The organism is Enterobacter cloacae complex sp. 394I7 (assembly GCF_057320345.1).
The window spans coordinates 90,873-109,191 of record NZ_JBXWCR010000002.1 but is presented as its reverse complement, the minus strand read 5'-3'; the positions used below and the strand labels follow the sequence as shown (position 1 = coordinate 109,191).

Sequence of the window (18,319 nt, the reverse complement as noted above, 5' to 3'; positions counted from 1 at the left end):
CATCCCCTAAAATCTGTCCCGTCGCTGCCAGAGCAGCAGCAGGAAAAACGGTCCGCCAATCAATGAAATGACTACGCCTGCCGGCAGCTGCAGCGGCAGGAAAGCCAGACGTCCGACGTTATCTGCCAGCAGAACCAGCAGCGCACCCAGCACGGCACTTCCCGTCAGCAGCGCGGTTTGTCCGCCGCGCAGCAGCAGGCGTGCCATATGTGGCGCAATCAGTCCCACAAAACCGATACTGCCCACGCAGGAGACGCAGGCCGCAGTCAGCACCACCGGGGCAAGCACGCGCAGCAGCGCCAGACGCGAGGTGTGTACGCCAAGCCCCGTTGCGGTGGGGTTGCCCATCAGGGCCACGTCTGCGGCGCGCGCGGTCAACAGCAATAGCGCAAATGCCGGCAGCGTCCAGGCTGCCGCAATGCCCACCAGCGTCCAGTTTGCTGCATGCAGGCTTCCCGCCAGCCACAGCATCGCCGTCTGCACGTCACGCACGTCGGCGGTGGTCATAAAGACCCCCATTGCCGCGGCAAATGCCCAAGAAACACCGATCCCCGTCAGGATAAATCGCGGCCGCGAAATATCGCGCGCCAGCGCCACCACCAGCAGCGCGGTGAGTATGCCCCCCGCCATTCCCGCCAGCGGTCGCCAGGCCAGGCTGAGCGCCGGGAACTGAAAAATCAGCACCAGCACCGCCGCGCTACATCCCTCTTTCACGCCGATAAGCCCCGGGTCGGCAAGGCCATTACGGGTGACAGACTGCATCGCTGCCCCCGCCATACCGAGCATGGCACCGCATAACACCGCCATCAGCAGACGCGGCAGACGAATATCCATCACGATGTAGCGCGTATCCGCCTCCAGATTTTGCGGATACAACAGCGCCCGTCCGATGGCCGACGTCGGGATCGGCAGCGAGCCGTGCGTCAGGCCAAACCCGAGCAGGATAAAGGCCGCGAGCGAAATCAGCGCAAGGCAGGCCAGCGCCCTCGGGCGTACCAGCGTTGAAAAGGTGCCAATACGCAACGCGCGCAGTCCGGCCCGGCTCATTTGAACGCCCTCGAGGCCATAAAGATAAAGACGGGAGCACCGACCAGCGCGGTCATAATGCCGGTCGCCAGTTCATAAGGGGTAAACAGCGTGCGGGCGGCGAGATCCGCCAGCAGCAAAATCAACCCTCCACACAGGGCTGAAAGCGGCACCATCACGCGCAGATCCACCGTCACCAGACGCCGTATCAGCTGTGGCACCACGAGGCCAATAAAACCAATCGGCCCGGCAACGGAGACTGCCGCGCCACACAGCAGCGCAATTGAAAGCAGCGCGAACAGGCGCGTCCTGAGAAGCGATACGCCAAGCCCCTGGGCCATCCGGTCCCCCAGTGCCAGCATATTGAGTGACGGCGACAACCAGAGCGCAAGAGCGAAACCCGCGCCAGCGGCCCACGAAGCGCTGCGAAGCGTTCCTTCTGTTATCCCGGCCAAATCCCCCGCCAGCCAGGTGCGTAAGGCGAGAAGCGTCTGCTCATCAAGGATCAGAACCGTGGCGGTAATCGAGGAGGCGAACGCCGACATCGCCACCCCGCACAAGGTGACTTTCATCGGCGTCAACCCGGTGCGTCCCGAAGAGGAGAGCATCAGTACCAGCAGAAACAGTGCGGCGGCGCCGGTGGCGGCAATCAACGGGCGACCAAACGGCAGGGTGAACCCAAGTGCGCTTGTCAGCACGACGGCCAGCGCGGCGCCGGCATTCAGCCCCAGAATATGCGGCTCGCCCAGCGGGTTACGGATAACGGACTGCAGCAAGACGCCTGCCACGCCAAGTGCAGCGCCGGTCAGCATGGCCGCAAGGAGGCGTAACAGGCGCAGCCTGATAATGATGTTATGGTCGAAATTGCGCGGGTCGAAATCGACAAAAGCCTGCACGACCGTCAGGGGAGAAATAACGCGCGCGCCCGTGCCCAGGTGTACAATTGCGCCCATCACCAGCAGCAGCGCAAAGAGCAGAAAAGCCAGTGACGTTCGCATCATGATTTTTCTGCGACCTGGCGAAACGGCATGAAGAACGGTTTGCCGGTGAGCGGATTAACTGACATATGTACGTCAACCTCAAACACCGCTTTGATCAGTTCCGGCGTACAGGTATCGCCCTCGTGAAGCACGCCCTCTACTTTCCCCTGGCGTAAAAAGACCAGGGAATCACCGTAGTTCACCGCGAAGTTAAGATCGTGCAGCACCACCACGACGGTGCGCCCGTGCTGGCGGGTCAGCGTATGCAGCAGTTCAAGGATTTCCACCTGATAGCGGAGGTCAAGAAACGTTGTCGGCTCGTCGAGCAGGATATAGGGCGTTTGCTGCGCCAGCGCCATCGCAATCCAGCAGCGCTGACGCTGGCCGCCGGAAAGGCTTTCCACCGGCAAATGGGCAAACTCCGCCGTACCGGTCAGGCGCAGTGCCTCTTCCACGGCCTGCTCGTCTTCGTCACTCCACTGGCGCATAAAATTTTGCCAGGGGAAACGCCCGCGCGAAACCAGTTCAAACACGGTTAACCCTTCCGGCAACAGCGGTGACTGCGGCAGAATGCCCAGCTGACGGGCGACTGCTTTGGTTGGCTGTTGATGAATGGCTTTGCCATCCAGCAGCGCAGCTCCCCCGAGCGGTTGCAGCAGACGTGCGATCGTGCTCAGTAGCGTGGATTTTCCACAGCCGTTCGCGCCCACCAGAACGGTTATTTTCTGTGGGGGGATCGCAAGCGAGATCTCATCGACGATGATTTTTTTCTGATAGCCAGCAGAGAGGTTCTCAAGAACCAGCCCTGACTTATTCGTGTTGTGAGCCACGTGAACGCCAACTTAATAAAAAACTAACAAATAAAAATAAAACTCATTCTCTTTTGAGAGTTTGCCGCTGCGCCATGTAGTAGTCAAGAGAAGAAACACCCTTAAAACCCCAGGGTTATCGTGCAGGAACAGGAAAACCGCTAAACACATTAAGTAATTTATTTTCAACAGGTTAATTACTTACCCCGCTAAGCATCAGAGGGGAAGTACCGCTGTAGTCGATTTTTGCTTTTTTCCATTTACTACTACATCAGCGCATGATTGAATGATTCTCAATTACATGTTCGATGCCAGCGATGGCTAACGAGCAGACCGTAAAGGGCAATGACTCACACATTCTTCCGTGACGCTTCATTCGCGGGATATTTCGGGAAAACAGATGTAATGGCTACGTTCACTCCTTCACTCTCTGGGGTAAAAGGGCGCGCGCTCTTTTCACTGCTGTTTATGGCGCCGCTGGTGCAGGCAGCAGACAACACCGCGGCTCAGGACGGCGAAACGCTTACCGTCACCGCCGATCCTAATGCCGTGGCCGATGCCACCAACGGCTATCAGCCGCTGAACACCTCCACCGCCACGCTGACCAACATGCCGATGCTGGATATCCCGCAGGTGGTAAATACTGTCAGCGATAAAGTGCTGGAAGATCAGCACGCTACCACGCTGGATGAAGCCCTCTATAACGTCAGTAACGTGGTGCAGACCAACACGCTGGGCGGCACGCAGGATGCGTTTGTACGCCGTGGATTTGGCGCGAACCGCGACGGTTCAATCATGACCAACGGCCTGCGCACCGTGCTGCCGCGCAGCTTTAACGCGGCCACCGAGCGTGTGGAAGTCCTCAAGGGACCGGCCTCAACGCTGTACGGCATCCTCGATCCGGGAGGGCTTATCAATGTGGTCACCCGACGTCCGGAAAAACAGTTTGGCGGTTCGATCTCGGGCACCTCCTCAAGTTTTGGCGGCGGTACCGGCCAGCTCGATGTCACGGGTCCCATTGAAGGAACGCGCCTGGCTTACCGCCTGACGGGCGAGTACCAGGACGAAGATTACTGGCGAAGTTTCGGCAAGGCGCGCAGCACCTTTATCGCGCCCTCGCTGACCTGGTTTGGCGATGACGCCACCGTGACCGTGCTCTATTCACATCGTGATTATAAGACGCCGTTCGATCGCGGCACGATCTTCGATCTCACGACCAAACAGCCGGTGAATGTTGACCGTAAAACCCGGTTTGACGAGCCGTTCAACATTACCGATGGCCAGTCCGATCTGGCGCAGCTCAACGCGGAATACCGCCTTAACAGCCAGTGGACGGCGAAGTTCGATTACAGCTACAGCCAGGATAAATACAGCGATAACCAGGCGCGGGTGATGGCCTATGACGCGAAAACCGGCAACCTGACCCGTCGTGTCGATGCGACGCAAGGATCAACGCAGCGCATGCATTCCACCCGTGCAGACCTGCAGGGGAACGTGGATATCGCGGGATTTTACAATGAGATCCTGACCGGCGTGTCGTATGAGAATTACGACCTGCTGCGCACGGATATGATTCGCTGTAAGAATGTAAAAGATTTCAATATTTACCATCCGTCTTACGGCAATCTGAGCAAGTGTACGACCGTTTCCGCCGCGGACAGCGATCAGACGCTCAAACAGGAGAGTTACTCCGCTTATGCTCAGGACGCCCTGTACCTGACGGATAAATGGATTGCCGTCGCCGGGCTGCGTTATCAGTACTACACCCAGTACGCGGGCAAGGGCCGGCCGTTCAACGTCAATACCGACAGCCGCGACGAGCAGTGGACGCCAAAGCTGGGGCTGGTCTACAAGCTCACGCCATCCGTCTCGCTGTTTGCGAACTACGCCCAGACGTTTATGCCGCAATCGTCCATCGCGAGCTACATTGGCGACCTGCCGCCAGAAACGTCCAATGCCTACGAAGTCGGCGCTAAATTTGACCTGTTCAACGGCATTACCGCCAACATCGCGTTGTTTGATATCCACAAGCGCAACGTGCTGTACACCGAAAGCGTGGCGGGTGAAAACATTGCTAAAACCGCTGGCCGCGTGCGCTCGCAGGGCGTGGAAGTGGATCTGGCTGGCTCTCTGACCGAGAACACCAATATTATTGCCAGCTATGGCTACACCGATGCGAAAGTGCTGGAAGACCCGGATTACGCCGGCAAACCGCTACCAAACGTGCCGCGCCATACCGGTTCGCTGTTCCTGACGTACGATATTCACAACGTCATCGGCGGGAATACCCTGACAATCGGCGGCGGTGGACACGGCGTGAGCCGTCGCTCCGCGACCAACGGTGCGGATTATTATTTGCCAGGGTACGTTGTTGCTGATGCCTTTGCGGCCTATAAAATGAAGCTACAGTATCCGGTGACGCTGCAGGTCAACGTGAAGAACCTGTTTGATAAGACCTACTACACCTCGTCGATTGCGACCAATAACCTCGGCAACCAGCCAGGCGATCCACGTGAAGTGCAGTTTACGGTGAAGATGGAATTTTGATGTAAAAAAGCCCGGTGGCGCTAGCGCCTACCGGGCCTTCGTTCCATCCCCTCTCCCGGTGGGAGAGGAGTAAAGAGAGGGCATCAGGCCTCAATATCCGCCATATCGCCTTTTTCCTGCAGCCAGTTGCGTCGGTCTTCCGAACGCTTCTTAGCAAGCAGCATATCCATCATGGCGTTGGTTTGCTGTTCGTCTTCGTCGCTGATGGTCAATTGCACCAGGCGGCGGGTGTTTGGATCCAGCGTGGTTTCGCGCAACTGCATCGGGTTCATCTCGCCCAGCCCTTTAAAGCGCTGCACGTTCGGTTTGCCCTTCTTACGCTTGAGCTGTTCCAGTACGCCCGCTTTTTCCTCTTCCGTCAGCGCGTAGTAGACCTCTTTGCCGAGGTCGATACGGTAGAGCGGCGGCAGCGCCACGTGGACGTGACCGTTTTTCACCAGCGTCCTGAAGTGCTTCACAAACAGCGCGCACAGCAGCGTAGCGATGTGCAGACCATCGGAGTCCGCATCCGCGAGGATACAGATCTTACCGTAGCGCAGCTGGCTCAGATCGTCGCTGTCCGGATCGATGCCGATCGCAACGGAGATATCATGCACTTCCTGCGAGGCCAGCACTTCATCCGACGACACTTCCCAGGTGTTCAGGATCTTACCCTTGAGCGGCATGATCGCCTGATATTCACGATCGCGCGCCTGCTTGGCAGAGCCTCCTGCCGAGTCCCCTTCCACGAGGAACAGTTCGGTGCGGTTCAGATCCTGCGCAGTACAGTCCGCCAGCTTGCCCGGAAGCGCCGGGCCACTGGTCAGTTTTTTACGTACCACCTTCTTGGCAGCACGCAGGCGTCGCTGGGCGCTGGAAATGGCCATTTCTGCCAGCATCTCGGCGGCCTGCACGTTCTGGTTCAGCCACAGGGTGAAAGCATCTTTGACCACGCCGGAGACGAACGCCGCACACTGACGTGAGGACAAACGTTCTTTGGTCTGACCGGCGAACTGCGGATCCTGCATCTTCACCGACAGGACGTAGGCGCAGCGATCCCAGATATCTTCCGCCGACAGCTTCACGCCGCGGGGCAGAATGTTGCGGTATTCGCAGAACTCGCGCATTGCATCCAGCAGCCCCTGACGCAGACCGTTGACGTGCGTACCGCCAAGCATGGTCGGGATCAGGTTGACGTAGCTTTCGGTCAGCAGCTCGCCGCCTTCCGGCAGCCACAACAGCGCCCAGTCCACCGCTTCCGTATCACCGGTGAAATTACCGACAAACGGTTTTTCCGGCAGGGTTGGCAGGCCGTTAACGGCTTCGCACAGATAGTCGTTTAGACCGTCTTCATAGCGCCAGGTCTGTTCGGTGTTGTTGACGTTATCTTTAAAGGTAATTTCCACGCCAGGGCACAGTACCGCTTTGGCTTTCAGCAGGTGCGTCAGGCGTGAAACAGAGAAACGAGGACTGTCAAAGAAGCTTTCGTCAGGCCAGAAGTGGACGCTGGTCCCGGTATTGCGCTTGCCGCACGTGCCGACGACCTGCAGATCCTGCACCTTCTCGCCGTTTTCAAAGGCGATGTTATACACCTGACCGTCGCGGCGGACATTGACTTCCACGCGTCTGGACAGGGCGTTAACCACGGAGATCCCCACGCCGTGCAAACCACCCGAGAACTGGTAGTTTTTGTTGGAGAACTTACCGCCCGCATGAAGACGACAGAGGATCAGCTCAACGGCTGGCACCCCCTCTTCCGGGTGGATATCCACCGGCATGCCGCGTCCGTCGTCGATGACTTCCAGCGACTGATCGGCATGGAGGATGACGTCAACGCGTTTGGCATGGCCAGCCAACGCTTCATCCACACTGTTATCAATAACTTCCTGGCCCAGATGGTTTGGGCGTGTCGTATCGGTGTACATCCCAGGGCGGCGGCGAACCGGCTCAAGCCCGGTGAGTACCTCAATGGCATCAGCGTTATAGGTTTGCGTCATGATTTAAACTAGCAGTTCGCATTGATTGTCAGTGGCTGTGCAGTCCAAGAAAATCGACAATCTGGGTGAAATGATTCTCAAAGCCCGTGAAAGCATGGTTTCCGCCTTCTTCTATAGTCTGGCGGCAGGATGCGTAATACGCCACTGCCTGGCGGTAATCCAGCACTTCATCACCCGTCTGTTGCAGCAACCAGATAAGATCGGGCGCTTCAAGCGGGTCTACCTGCATAACTTTGAGATCGTAAATATGGCGTGACTCTAGCACATATTGTTGGCCGGTGTAGGGGTTCTCGTTTTGCCCGAGAAAGTCCCGCAGCAGCTCAAATGGCCGAACCGCCGGGTTAACCACCACCGCAGGCAGCATAAAACATTGCGAGAGCCAGGTGGCGTAATATCCGCCCAGCGAAGAACCGACCACGCCGAACGATTCGCCGCCGTGTTCCATCACTACCGATTCCAGCATTTCTGCGGCTTCCGCCGGGTAAGGCGGCAGTTGAGGGATAATCATCTCAACGTGCGGGTGATGTTCGCTCAGCCACTGGCGAAACTGCGTCGCTTTCGCAGAGCGCGGCGAACTGTTGAATCCGTGCAGATAGAGGAGCGTAGACATCAATAGCCTTCTGAAGCGGTGTCCGGGCGGAATTTTGCGCCGGTTAAACGGCAGACTTCCGTGGTGAGCAGGCCATCGGGATGCAGTTCGAGCCAGCGCCAGCCCGGTGCGATGGTGTCCAGGGTAAAGTTTGCGCAATGCGGCTTGAACTGAACGCAGGTCGAGGGCGTGGCCAGCAGTCGGCGGCCATTCCAGTCGAGATCCTGTTCCTGATGAATGTGTCCGCACAGGAGATTCTGCACCCGCGGGAATTTCGCCAGCACTCTGTCCAGCGCGGCAGAGTTGCGCAGGCTGTGTTGATCAAGCCAGCTACAGCCCGCCGGCAAAGGATGATGATGCAGCAACAGCAGCGTATGACGTTCAGGTTCGGCAGACAGTTTGGTCTCAAGCCAGTCGAGTTGAAAGTCGCTTAACTCACCGTGTGGGACGCCAAAGACCTGGCTGTCCAGCAGCAGGATCTGCCAGTGGTCACCCACAAAAACACATTTTGCCGGAGAGATCCCCGCATCCTGCAGCGAGCTGTACATGGCAGGCTGGAAATCGTGGTTTCCCGGTAGCCAGACGCAAGGCACGCTAAAACTCGCGATGCCTTCAGCGAAATGCTGGTAGGCCGCGGAGGATTGGTCCTGCGCCAGATCGCCCGTCGCGACAATCAGATCGCATGGGCGATTTTCAGCGTGTATGGCGCTAAGTACCGCCTGATAGCTCTCCCAGGTATTCACCCCAAGCAGAGTTTCATGCTTTTCGGCAAAAAGGTGGGTATCGGTGATTTGTAATATCCTGACTGGTGCCCCACCAGCAACAGTCAGGTTCAACAGGCTTTCCAAATGGTGTCCTTAGGTAGGTTTATGACGCTAACAAACCGGAATCGCCATTGCTCCATGTGCTAAACAATATCTTAGCCAGTCGGCTAAAAACTGGTTAATTTGATGCTTTTCGTCGCGTTGATGCAACTTTTTATTCGGATAATCATACCGCGCTTTGAAGCGAAAGATCTGCTGGCTTGAACACACTTCAGCGACCATCGCGTCATGGTAAAGGCGCACCGTCATCGACGGCAGGCTCCAGTAGCTAATGCTGGGCGCCGTTTGTTCAATTTCGACAAGCGTAGTGTAGCGCGTTGATTCTGTTATCGTTAATCGATACTGCGCGTTGCTCACCTGATAGCTCACCGTTTCGCCGGGTGCGTCGTTTTTCGGCAGCAGGCGGCGCAATTGTGCGAAATTGGTTTCGCACAGGCGCATCATTTCTGGGAAGTCAGGTGTATAACGCTTCATTTTTTCCACTCGTTTCGTAAAGTCTGATAATGCAGTTGCAGCCATTGCAGAGCGATGACAGACGCTGCGTTGTCGATTTTCCCCTCTTCTACCCACTGATAAGCCTGCTCCCGACTCACCACATGAACCCGAATATCTTCGTTTTCATCTGCCAGACCGTGGATCCCTTCCGCCGTCGTGGCGTCCACTTCGCCCACCATAATGGACAAGCGCTCGCTGGTGCCGCCTGGGCTTGCCAGATAACTCAGCACCGGTTTTGTCCGGCCAACCACCAGCCCCGCCTCTTCCAGCGCCTCGCGGCGGGCAACGTCTTCGACCGATTCGCCCTCTTCAATCATGCCGGCCACCATCTCCAGCAGCCAGGGGCTGGCGCTGACGTCATACGCGGCAATGCGGATCTGCTCCACCAGCACGACTTCATCACGCACTGGGTCAAAGGGTAGCAAGACTGCCGCATGCCCGCGCTCAAAAATTTCGCGTCTGATTTCACCGCTCATTTCGCCGTTAAACAGGCGATGCCTGAAACGGTAAAGTTCCATTGAAAAAAAACCGCTATAAAGCGTTTCTCGTGCAATAATTTCTACATCGTTTTTCGCGAATGTCACGGGCAAGTTTTCTGGTTTTTGCATGAGTCGAGTCCTGGTAGCAATGGTGATGAAATTATGAATTTCAAGGCTGTTTGGCTGCCGTTTGTAAGGCTATATGGTAGATTGGTGCAAATTACCGCCAGATGGCACGTAACGCCAACCTTTTGGTATGGAAGATTCTGTTAGAATCGGCAATTATTTTTTAATTAGATCAGCGCTAATACTGCTTCACAACAAGGAATGCAAATGAAGAAATTGCTCCCCATCCTTATCGGCCTGAGCCTGACGGGCTTCAGTGCAATGAGCCAGGCGGAAAACCTGTTACAGGTCTACCAGCAGGCACGTCTGGGCAACCCTGATTTACGTAAATCAGCGGCCGATCGTGATGCTGCGTTTGAAAAGATTAACGAAGCGCGTAGCCCATTGCTGCCACAGTTAGGTTTAGGTGCAGATTATACCTACAGCAACGGCTTCCGCGACGCCAATGGCGTTAACTCCAATGCTACCAGCGCCTCACTGCAATTAACACAGACGCTGTTTGATATGTCCAAATGGCGTGCCCTGACCCTGCAGGAAAAGAGCGCGGGCATCCAGGATGTGACGTATCAGACCGATCAGCAGACGCTGATCCTGAACACCGCCACCGCATACTTCAACGTGCTGAGCGCAATTGACTCGCTCTCCTACACCGAAGCGCAGAAACAGGCGATTTACCGCCAGTTAGATCAAACCACCCAGCGTTTCAATGTGGGTCTGGTGGCAATCACTGACGTTCAGAACGCCCGTTCACAATACGATAGCGTCCTGGCCAACGAAGTGACCGCACGTAACAACCTCGATAACGCGCTGGAATCCCTGCGTCAGGTTACCGGGAATTACTACCCTGAGCTGGCGTCTCTGAACGTCGACAGCTTCAAAACGGATAAACCGCAGGCCGTTAACGCCCTGCTGAAAGAAGCGGAAAACCGCAACCTGACGTTACTGCAGGCGCGTCTGAGCCAGGACCTGGCCCGCGAGCAAATCCGTCAGGCACAGGACGGCCACCTGCCGACCCTGAGCCTGAGCGCGTCTACCGGCGTGTCTGATACCACTTACAGCGGATCTAAAACGAACACCTCCCAGTACGACGACAGCAACATGGGTCAGAACAAAGTGGGTCTGAACTTCTCGCTGCCACTGTACCAGGGCGGCCAGGTGACCTCTCAGGTGAAACAGGCGCAGTACAACTTTGTTGGCGCGAGCGAACAGCTGGAAAGTGCCCACCGCAACGTGGTACAGACCGTTCGTTCGTCCTTCAACAACGTGAATGCCTCTATCAGCAGCATCAACGCCTATAAACAGGCCGTTGTGTCTGCACAGAGCTCTCTTGATGCCATGGAAGCGGGTTACTCCGTGGGTACGCGTACCATCGTTGACGTCCTGGACGCAACGACCACGCTGTACAACGCGAAACAGCAGCTTTCCAGCGCACGTTATCAGTACCTGATTAACCAGCTGAACATCAAACAGGCGCTGGGTACGTTGAACGAGCAGGATCTGCAGATGCTGAACAGCACCCTGGGTAAACCTGTCTCTACTTCTCCGGAAAATGTTGCGCCAGAGAACCCTGAGCAGGTTGCCGCCGTTGATAACTTCAACGGTAACGGTGCTGCACCTGCCGCGCAGCCAGCTGCCGCACGTACGACTGCCCCCGCCAGCAGCGGTAACAATCCGTTCCGCAATTAAGCATGTCATCGGGCCCATTGCGGCCTGATGCCTTCGCTATACCCCTCTCCTTTCGGGAGAGGGCGTACGCAAATCACACCTGAACGTAAGCCAACGTAAAGATCCCCCTCATTCCGGCCATCATCGCTTCATTTTCAACCACTCATCCTCTATCCTGAGCGTTATTACCACTGGGTCCAGGAAGACAACGATGAAACGGACAAAATCTATCAATCACGCTTCGTTCCGCAAAAGCTGGAACGCGCGTCATCTCACCCCTGTTGCGCTGGCCGTCACGGCAGTCTTTATGCTGGCAGGCTGTGAGAAAAGCGATGAAACAGTTTCGCTTTATCAAAACGCGGACGACTGTTCTGCTGCAACCGGCAACGCCGCAGAGTGTAAAACGGCATATACCAACGCCCTGAAAGAGGCGGAACGTACTGCGCCGAAATATGCTTCACGTGAAGACTGCGTGGCAGAGTTCGGTGAAGGTCAGTGTCAGCAGGCACCGGCTCAGGCAGGCACAGCCCCTGAAAACCAGGCACAGGCCCAGTCCAGCGGCAGTTTCTGGATGCCGCTGATGGCAGGTTACATGATGGGCCGCCTGATGAGTGGTGGTGCGGGTTACCAGCAGCAGCCGCTGTTTAGCTCGAAAAACCCGGCCAGCCCGGCTTATGGTCAATATACCGATGCCAGCGGCAAAGGCTATGGCGCAGCCACCCCTGGCCGCTCCGTAACCGTACCGAAAACGGCGATGGCTCCGAAACCTGCGACCACCAGCACCATTACCCGTGGCGGGTTCGGTGAGTCTGTGGCGAAACAGACCAGCATGCAGCGTAGCGCGTCAGGCACGTCCACTCGCTCAATGGGCGGCTGATCATGGAACGAGTCAGTATCACCGAGCGCCCGGACTGGCGCGAAAAAGCGACCGAATACGGTTTTAACTTCCACACCATGTACGGCGAGCCATACTGGTGTGAAGACGCTTACTACAAGCTCACGCTTGCCCAGGTTGAGAAACTGGAAGAGGTGACCGCCGAGCTGCACCAGATGTGCCTGAAGGTGGTGGATAAAGTCATCGACAGCGACGCGCTGATGGCGAAGTTCCGCATTCCGAAGCACACCTGGAGTTTCGTCCGCCAGTCGTGGAAAACCCACCAGCCTTCGCTTTACTCACGTCTCGATCTGGCGTGGGACGGCGTGGGCGATCCTAAACTTCTGGAAAACAATGCTGATACGCCAACCTCGCTGTACGAAGCGGCGTTCTTCCAGTGGATCTGGCTGGAAGACCAGGCCAATGCCGGCAACCTGCCGCAAGGCAGCGACCAGTTCAACAGCCTGCAGGAAAAGCTGATTGAGCGTTTCGCCGAACTGCGCGAACAGCATGGTTTTAATCTGCTGCACCTTGCCTGCTGCCGCGACACGGAAGAAGACCGTGGCACGGTGCAATATCTGCAGGACTGCGCGGCCGAAGCTGAAGTGGCGACCGAGTTTCTCTATATCGAAGATATCGGCCTGGGTGAGAAGGGTCAGTTTACTGACCTGCAGGATCAGGTGATAAGCAACCTGTTCAAGCTCTACCCGTGGGAATACATGCTGCGTGAAATGTTCTCCACCAAGCTGGAAGACGCCGGCGTGCGCTGGCTGGAGCCGGCGTGGAAGAGCATTATCTCCAACAAAGCCCTGCTGCCGATGCTGTGGGAGATGTTCCCGAACCATCCGAACCTGCTGCCGGCTTACTTTGCGGAAGACGATCACCCGCCGATGGAGAAATACGTCGTTAAACCGATCTTCTCCCGCGAAGGGGCGAACGTGTCGATTATTGAAAATGGCAAAACGCTGGAAGCCGTTGAAGGGCCTTACGGCGAGGAAGGAATGATCGTCCAGGCGTTTTATCAACTGCCGAAGTTTGGTGACAGCTATACCCTGATTGGCAGCTGGCTCATCAACGATCAGCCAGCCGGGATTGGCATCCGCGAAGATCGCGCGCTGATCACGCAGGATCTGTCACGGTTCTATCCGCACATTTTCGTCGAGTGATCGGGTGTGCCGGGGTGCGAGCGGAAGCCCTCACCCCGGCCCTTTCTCTTTGGGAAAGGCACACATACGTTATCCAATCTGCACCGACAACATACTTAAGCTTCCCATCTCAATACCATCGACCGGTATGCTGATCGGCTCCTGACCATCCCACGCGCCCAATACATACAGCAACGGCAGGAAGTGTTCCGGCGTCGGGTTAGAGAGTGAACCGCCTTCGTGATCCAGATAGTTCACCAGCGGATGCTCCTCAACCGGCCCTTGCCAGGTCAGATTCGCTTTCACGTAATCGTTAAAAGACGTCGCCCACGGATATGGCGTGTTCTCACCGTGCCAGCGCGCTGTACGCAGGTTATGTACCACGTTGCCGCTTGCGATCAGCATGATGCCCTCGTCGCGTAAGGTCGCCAGTTTTCGCCCCATCTCCAGGTGCCAGGCCGCAGGTTTAGTGCTGTCGATACTCAACTGCACCATTGGGATGTCCGCCTCGGGATACATCTTTATCAGTACGCCCCACGAGCCATGGTCAAAGCCCCAGGCTTCGTTATCCAGCGCCACAGGCACAGGCGCGAGTAATTCCACCAGCTGTCGGGCCAGCGCTGGCGAGCCGGGTGCCGGATAGTGCGTGTCGTACAACGCCTGCGGGAAGCCGCCGAAATCATGAATGGTTTTTGGCGTTTCCATTGCGGTCACGCCCGTGCCCCGGGTAAACCAGTGCGCAGACACCACCACAATCGCTTTCGGACGCGGTAGCGTCTCGCCCAGATGACGCCATACTCGGGTATAGACGTTGTCTTCCAGAACGTTCATTGGGCTACCGTGGCCTAAAAACAGTGCTGGCATACGGGAAGAAGTCATGGTGATATCCTTACAGAAGGTGTCAATTTAATGGTTCTACATTACGCGCAATCTCGCCCGGATGAACGCTGATAAGCGTGAAGATCATCATCAGGAAATTTGAATGTAAGGAATGTGTAAAGCAGGGTTTCGCCTCTCGCTTTGACCGAAATGAACCATTAATATTAATGATAATCATTATCATAAGGAGCAATGCATGTCAGTCCCCTTGATCCTGACTATACTGGCGGGCGCCGCAACGTTCATCGGTGCCATTCTCGGTGTGCTTGGTCAAAAGCCGTCTAACCGCGTGCTGGCCTTCTCATTGGGCTTTGCTGCCGGGATCATGCTGCTCATCTCTTTGATGGAGATGCTCCCTGCCGCACTGGGCACCGAAGGCATGTCTCCGGTGCTGGGGTATGGCATGTTTGTATTCGGCCTGCTTGGCTACTTTGCCCTCGACCGCATGCTGCCGCACGCGCATCCGCAGGATTTAATGCAAAAAAGTGTGACCCCGATGCCGCGCAATATTAAGCGCACGGCCATTCTGTTAACGCTCGGCATAAGCCTGCACAACTTCCCGGAAGGCGTGGCAACCTATGTCACCGCCAGCAGCAATCTGGAGATGGGCTTTGGTATCGCCCTGGCGGTAGCCTTGCACAATATTCCTGAAGGACTGGCAGTGGCCGGGCCGGTTTATGCCGCCACGGGCTCGAAACGGACTGCGGTCTTCTGGGCGGGGATCTCGGGGATGGCCGAAATTCTCGGCGGCGTGCTGGCGTGGTTGATTCTGGGCAGTCTGGTCTCGCCTGTGGTGATGGCCGCTATCATGGCCGCCGTGGCCGGGATAATGGTGGCGCTCTCCGTGGATGAGCTGATGCCGCTGGCGAAAGAGATCGATCCGAATAATAACCCAAGCTATGGCGTGCTGTGCGGTATGTCGGTGATGGGCTTGAGCCTGGTGCTGCTGCAAACAGCAGGGATCGGCTAAGACAATAGCGCATTAACGTCTCACAACAAAAAAGCCGGGTTTCCCCGGCTTTTTCACATCAGCCCTTTCAGCTGGCTTTGCGCGCGTGCGCCTGGCGATACTCCACCAGATCTTCAATCGTCACCACGGGCATATTATGCAGACGGGCAAAGGTGATGCACTCCGGCGCACGCGCCATGGTGCCATCGTCGTTGGTGAGTTCACACAGTACGCCCGCAGGTTTAAAGCCTGCCAGGGTCACGAGGTCAATGGTCGCTTCGGTGTGACCGCCACGGGTCAATACACCGCCGGCCTGCGCACGCAACGGGAAGACGTGGCCTGGACGATGCAGGTCTGATGGCTTCGCATCATCGGCAATCGCGGCACGTACGGTGGTCAGACGGTCAGCCGCCGACACGCCGGTGGTCACGCCATGTGCCGCTTCGATGGTCACGGTAAAACCGGTTCCAAAGGCGCTGGTGTTATTTTCAACCATCATGGGCAGGTCGAGCTGCTTACGACGGTCTTCGTTGATACACAGGCACACGATGCCGCTACCGTGACGGATGGTCAGCGCCATCTGCTCAACGGTCATGTTTTCGGCGGCGAAAATCATGTCGCCTTCATTTTCACGGTTTTCATCGTCAAGCACCATCACGCCGCGGCCTTCGCGCAGTGCATCCAGTGCATGTTCAACACGTTCAATAGAAGTGCCAAAAGAGGAAAGTAGCGTCTGATTCATGGTAAAAAAACCTCATTAACATTATGGTTACCAGAATCAGGGCAGTCTTAGGAGCGCCGTATAAGCGGCAAAAAGATAACGTGAGCGGGCCAGGCCCGACTTGATCGTTACTCTCTCCCATCCGGACTCTAACCGTCGGCCCCGGAATTACACCGGATCTGCTGTCCTTTGAGTGGTGACCCAAAGCGCTCGCGGGCTTTCAGCGTTACGCTGATTTACCGCCGGTGGGGAATTTCGCCCCGCCCTGAGAATAAGCGAGATAACTATAACGCGATTGATTACCCTGGGCAATGCGCAGACATAAAATCTCCTTTATCCTGGGGCATGACGCGCTACAATGTTCATTAACACCGTCTTATCAAGGGAAGCCACAATGATTGACCCGAAGAAAATTGAGCAAATTGCGCGCCAGGTTCATGAGTCTATGCCAAAAGGTATTCGTGAGTTTGGGGATGACGTAGAGAAGAAAATCCGCCAGACGCTGCAGGCGCAGTTGGTTCGCCTTGATTTAGTCAGCCGCGAAGAGTTTGACGTGCAGACGCAGGTTCTGCTGCGTACCCGCGAGAAGCTGGCCCTGCTGGAGCAGCGTCTGAACGAGCTGGAAAACCGCAATACGCCAGCGGAAGTAAAACCGGCACCGGCCATTCCACCGGTTGATGAAGCAGAATAATAGCCACGTATAACGGGCTGTTTGCGAAGATACCCTCTCCTGCAAAGAGAGGGTGAAAAAAAACGGGCCAGATGGCCCGTTTTTTATTGGCTGACTTTATTTGCTGTCTTTCTGGATCTTCTTGATGATGTTGGTGGTTGAGCACCCATCCTCAAAGTTGAGCACCATCACTTCACCGCCATTAGCCCAGACCTCTTCGCTGCCTGCGATTTGATCCGGTTTGTAATCGCCGCCTTTCACCAGCAGATCCGGCAAAATACCGGCAATCAGGCGCTGCGGGGTATCTTCTTCAAACGACACCACCCAGTCCACCGCTTCCAGTGCACCCAGCACGATCATGCGCTGCTCCAGCGGGTTCACCGGACGCGTTTCACCTTTAAGACGTTTCGTCGACGCATCGCTGTTCACCGCCACAATCAGACGGTCGCCCAGCTTACGCGCATTGGCCAGATAAGAGACATGACCGGCATGCAGGATGTCGAACACGCCGTTGGTCATCACCACTTTTTCACCGCGTTTACGGGCGGCGGCAACGGCCACTTTCAGCTCATCTTCGCTCATCACGCCAAAACCGGTATCGGCACGACCGCGCACCGCGTTTTCCAGTTCGATCGGCGAAACGGTGGAAGTCCCCAGCTTGCCGACGACCACGCCTGCTGCCGCATTAGCGAAGTAGCACGCTTCTTCCAGAGAGTTCCCTGCCGCCAGCGTCGCCGCCAGAACGCCAATGACCGTGTCGCCGGCACCGGTCACGTCATACACTTCCTGCGCCTGGGTCGGCATATGCAGCGGCGCTTTGCCAGGCTGCAGCAGCGTCATCCCCTGCTCGGAGCGGGTCACCAGCAGCGCGGAGAGTTCGAAGTCAGCAATGATCTTCATGCCGCGCTCAACGAGCTCTTCTTCCGTCTTACATTTGCCCGCCACCGCTTCAAACTCAGAGAGGTTTGGCGTCAGCAGCGTTGCGCCGCGATAGCGCTCAAAGTCAGTACCTTTCGGGTCGATCAGCACGGGCACATTGGCTTTACGCGCGAGCTGAATCATCTGCTGTACGCTTGCCAGCGCACCTTTGGCGTAGTCGGACAGCACCAGCGCGCCGATAGTGCTCAGCGCCTGGTTAATGCGCTCGTGCAGCGGCTCAGGATCAACGCCCTCAAAGCCTTCCTCGAAGTCGAGGCGGATCAGCTGCTGGTTACGCGACAGAACGCGCAGTTTGGTGATCGTCGGGTGTGTCGGAACCGAAACGAAGTCGCACTTCACATTCACGTCCGCCAGCGACTTGCTCAGCGCACGCGCCGCATCGTCAATGCCGGTTAAGCCAACCAGACGCGACTGCGCGCCCAGAGAGGCAATGTTCATCGCCACGTTTGCCGCGCCGCCAGGACGCTCTTCAATGGTGTCGACCTTAACTACCGGTACCGGTGCTTCCGGAGAGATGCGGCTGGTCGGCCCGTACCAGTAGCGATCCAGCATGACATCCCCGACAACCATAACTCCAGCACGTTCAAACTCTGGCAGTGTTACTTTCATTCCTGACTCCAGAAAGA

General features: G+C 56.6%; 17 protein-coding genes and 1 riboswitch. Of the genes, 6 read left to right on the top strand and 11 right to left on the bottom strand.

The features are described 5' to 3' along the window. Positions 1-6 precede the first annotated feature (6 nt). From AC2FAP_RS11580 to AC2FAP_RS11570, 3 genes are read right to left on the bottom strand one after another with little or no spacing between them, the layout of a single operon-like run. A complete protein-coding gene (locus tag AC2FAP_RS11580) occupies positions 7-1,047 on the bottom strand; it encodes a FecCD family ABC transporter permease (protein WP_020883644.1) in 1,041 nt (346 codons plus the stop codon). Further along, positions 1,044-2,027 (bottom strand): FecCD family ABC transporter permease, encoded by a 984-nt coding sequence (locus AC2FAP_RS11575; RefSeq protein ID WP_449541324.1) that lies wholly within the window; start codon positions 2,025-2,027, stop codon positions 1,044-1,046. The genes AC2FAP_RS11580 and AC2FAP_RS11575 overlap by 4 nt, the downstream gene beginning before the upstream one ends. Further along, the gene (locus AC2FAP_RS11570) at positions 2,024-2,836 is read right to left on the bottom strand and encodes an ABC transporter ATP-binding protein (RefSeq protein WP_014171637.1); all 813 of its coding nucleotides are present in this window, start codon (positions 2,834-2,836) and stop codon (positions 2,024-2,026) included. The genes AC2FAP_RS11575 and AC2FAP_RS11570 overlap by 4 nt, the downstream gene beginning before the upstream one ends. Positions 2,837-3,220: 384 nt before the next feature. Here AC2FAP_RS11570 and AC2FAP_RS11565 point away from each other — a divergent pair, with 384 nt between their 5' ends. Then, the gene (locus tag AC2FAP_RS11565; protein ID WP_047355865.1) at positions 3,221-5,362 is read left to right on the top strand and encodes a TonB-dependent siderophore receptor; all 2,142 of its coding nucleotides are present in this window, start codon (positions 3,221-3,223) and stop codon (positions 5,360-5,362) included. Between the two features lie 83 nt (positions 5,363-5,445). On the opposite strand, the gene parE is transcribed toward AC2FAP_RS11565, so the two are convergent. Genes parE through nudF form a run of 5 tightly spaced genes read right to left on the bottom strand, consistent with a single transcriptional unit; the run spans position 5,446 to position 9,854 of the window. Further along, on the bottom strand, positions 5,446-7,338 hold the full coding sequence (gene parE / locus AC2FAP_RS11560; protein WP_020883640.1) for a DNA topoisomerase IV subunit B: 1,893 nt from the start codon (positions 7,336-7,338) through the stop codon (positions 5,446-5,448). A 28-nt stretch (positions 7,339-7,366) separates the two neighbouring features. Beyond that, positions 7,367-7,948, bottom strand: a complete 582-nt coding sequence (gene yqiA / locus AC2FAP_RS11555; protein ID WP_025203008.1) for an esterase YqiA — start codon at positions 7,946-7,948, stop codon at positions 7,367-7,369. After that, positions 7,948-8,775: a 3',5'-cyclic-AMP phosphodiesterase gene (gene cpdA / locus AC2FAP_RS11550; RefSeq protein WP_014171641.1), complete on the bottom strand. Its 828-nt coding sequence runs from the start codon at positions 8,773-8,775 to the stop codon at positions 7,948-7,950. Before cpdA ends, yqiA begins: the two co-directional genes overlap by 1 nt. A 27-nt stretch (positions 8,776-8,802) precedes the next feature. Continuing rightward, positions 8,803-9,225, bottom strand: coding sequence for a DUF1249 family protein (locus tag AC2FAP_RS11545; protein WP_014833293.1), 423 nt, complete (start codon positions 9,223-9,225; stop codon positions 8,803-8,805). Next, positions 9,222-9,854 carry an ADP-ribose diphosphatase gene (gene nudF / locus AC2FAP_RS11540; RefSeq protein ID WP_014171643.1) on the bottom strand — a complete coding sequence of 211 codons (633 nt, stop codon included), beginning with the start codon at positions 9,852-9,854 and terminating at the stop codon, positions 9,222-9,224. The genes AC2FAP_RS11545 and nudF overlap by 4 nt, the downstream gene beginning before the upstream one ends. Before the next feature lie 204 nt (positions 9,855-10,058). Here nudF and tolC point away from each other — a divergent pair, with 204 nt between their 5' ends. From tolC to AC2FAP_RS11525, 3 genes are all read left to right on the top strand, one after another. Then, the gene (gene tolC / locus AC2FAP_RS11535; protein ID WP_020883637.1) at positions 10,059-11,537 is read left to right on the top strand and encodes an outer membrane channel protein TolC; all 1,479 of its coding nucleotides are present in this window, start codon (positions 10,059-10,061) and stop codon (positions 11,535-11,537) included. Between the two features lie 190 nt (positions 11,538-11,727). Then, positions 11,728-12,393 carry a DUF1190 family protein gene (locus AC2FAP_RS11530; RefSeq protein ID WP_014171645.1) on the top strand — a complete coding sequence of 222 codons (666 nt, stop codon included), beginning with the start codon at positions 11,728-11,730 and terminating at the stop codon, positions 12,391-12,393. A gap of 2 nt (positions 12,394-12,395) precedes the next feature. Further along, positions 12,396-13,556 carry a glutathionylspermidine synthase family protein gene (locus AC2FAP_RS11525; protein ID WP_014171646.1) on the top strand — a complete coding sequence of 387 codons (1,161 nt, stop codon included), beginning with the start codon at positions 12,396-12,398 and terminating at the stop codon, positions 13,554-13,556. 69 nt (positions 13,557-13,625) lie between these two features. Here the strand turns inward: AC2FAP_RS11525 and ygiD are convergent, their stop codons facing one another. Beyond that, entirely contained in the window at positions 13,626-14,414 is a 789-nt protein-coding gene (ygiD, locus tag AC2FAP_RS11520) for a 4,5-DOPA-extradiol-dioxygenase (protein ID WP_020883636.1), read from the bottom strand. A gap of 196 nt (positions 14,415-14,610) precedes the next feature. Here ygiD and zupT point away from each other — a divergent pair, with 196 nt between their 5' ends. Continuing rightward, positions 14,611-15,384, top strand: a complete 774-nt coding sequence (gene zupT / locus AC2FAP_RS11515) for a zinc transporter ZupT (RefSeq protein ID WP_014171648.1) — start codon at positions 14,611-14,613, stop codon at positions 15,382-15,384. A 67-nt stretch (positions 15,385-15,451) separates the two neighbouring features. Here zupT and ribB read toward each other — a convergent pair whose 3' ends face one another. Then, complete coding sequence (gene ribB / locus AC2FAP_RS11510) at positions 15,452-16,105, bottom strand: 3,4-dihydroxy-2-butanone-4-phosphate synthase (RefSeq protein ID WP_014171649.1); 654 nt, start codon at positions 16,103-16,105, stop codon at positions 15,452-15,454. A 105-nt stretch (positions 16,106-16,210) separates the two neighbouring features. Further along, a riboswitch (FMN riboswitch) is annotated at positions 16,211-16,361 on the bottom strand. A 117-nt stretch (positions 16,362-16,478) separates the two neighbouring features. On the opposite strand from ribB, the gene ubiK reads away from it, so the two are divergent. Further along, on the top strand, positions 16,479-16,775 hold the full coding sequence (gene ubiK, locus AC2FAP_RS11505; RefSeq protein ID WP_020883634.1) for a ubiquinone biosynthesis accessory factor UbiK: 297 nt from the start codon (positions 16,479-16,481) through the stop codon (positions 16,773-16,775). 96 nt (positions 16,776-16,871) lie between these two features. Here the strand turns inward: ubiK and hldE are convergent, their stop codons facing one another. After that, complete coding sequence (hldE, locus tag AC2FAP_RS11500) at positions 16,872-18,302, bottom strand: bifunctional D-glycero-beta-D-manno-heptose-7-phosphate kinase/D-glycero-beta-D-manno-heptose 1-phosphate adenylyltransferase HldE (RefSeq protein WP_020883633.1); 1,431 nt, start codon at positions 18,300-18,302, stop codon at positions 16,872-16,874. Between the last annotated feature and the right edge of the window lie 17 nt (positions 18,303-18,319).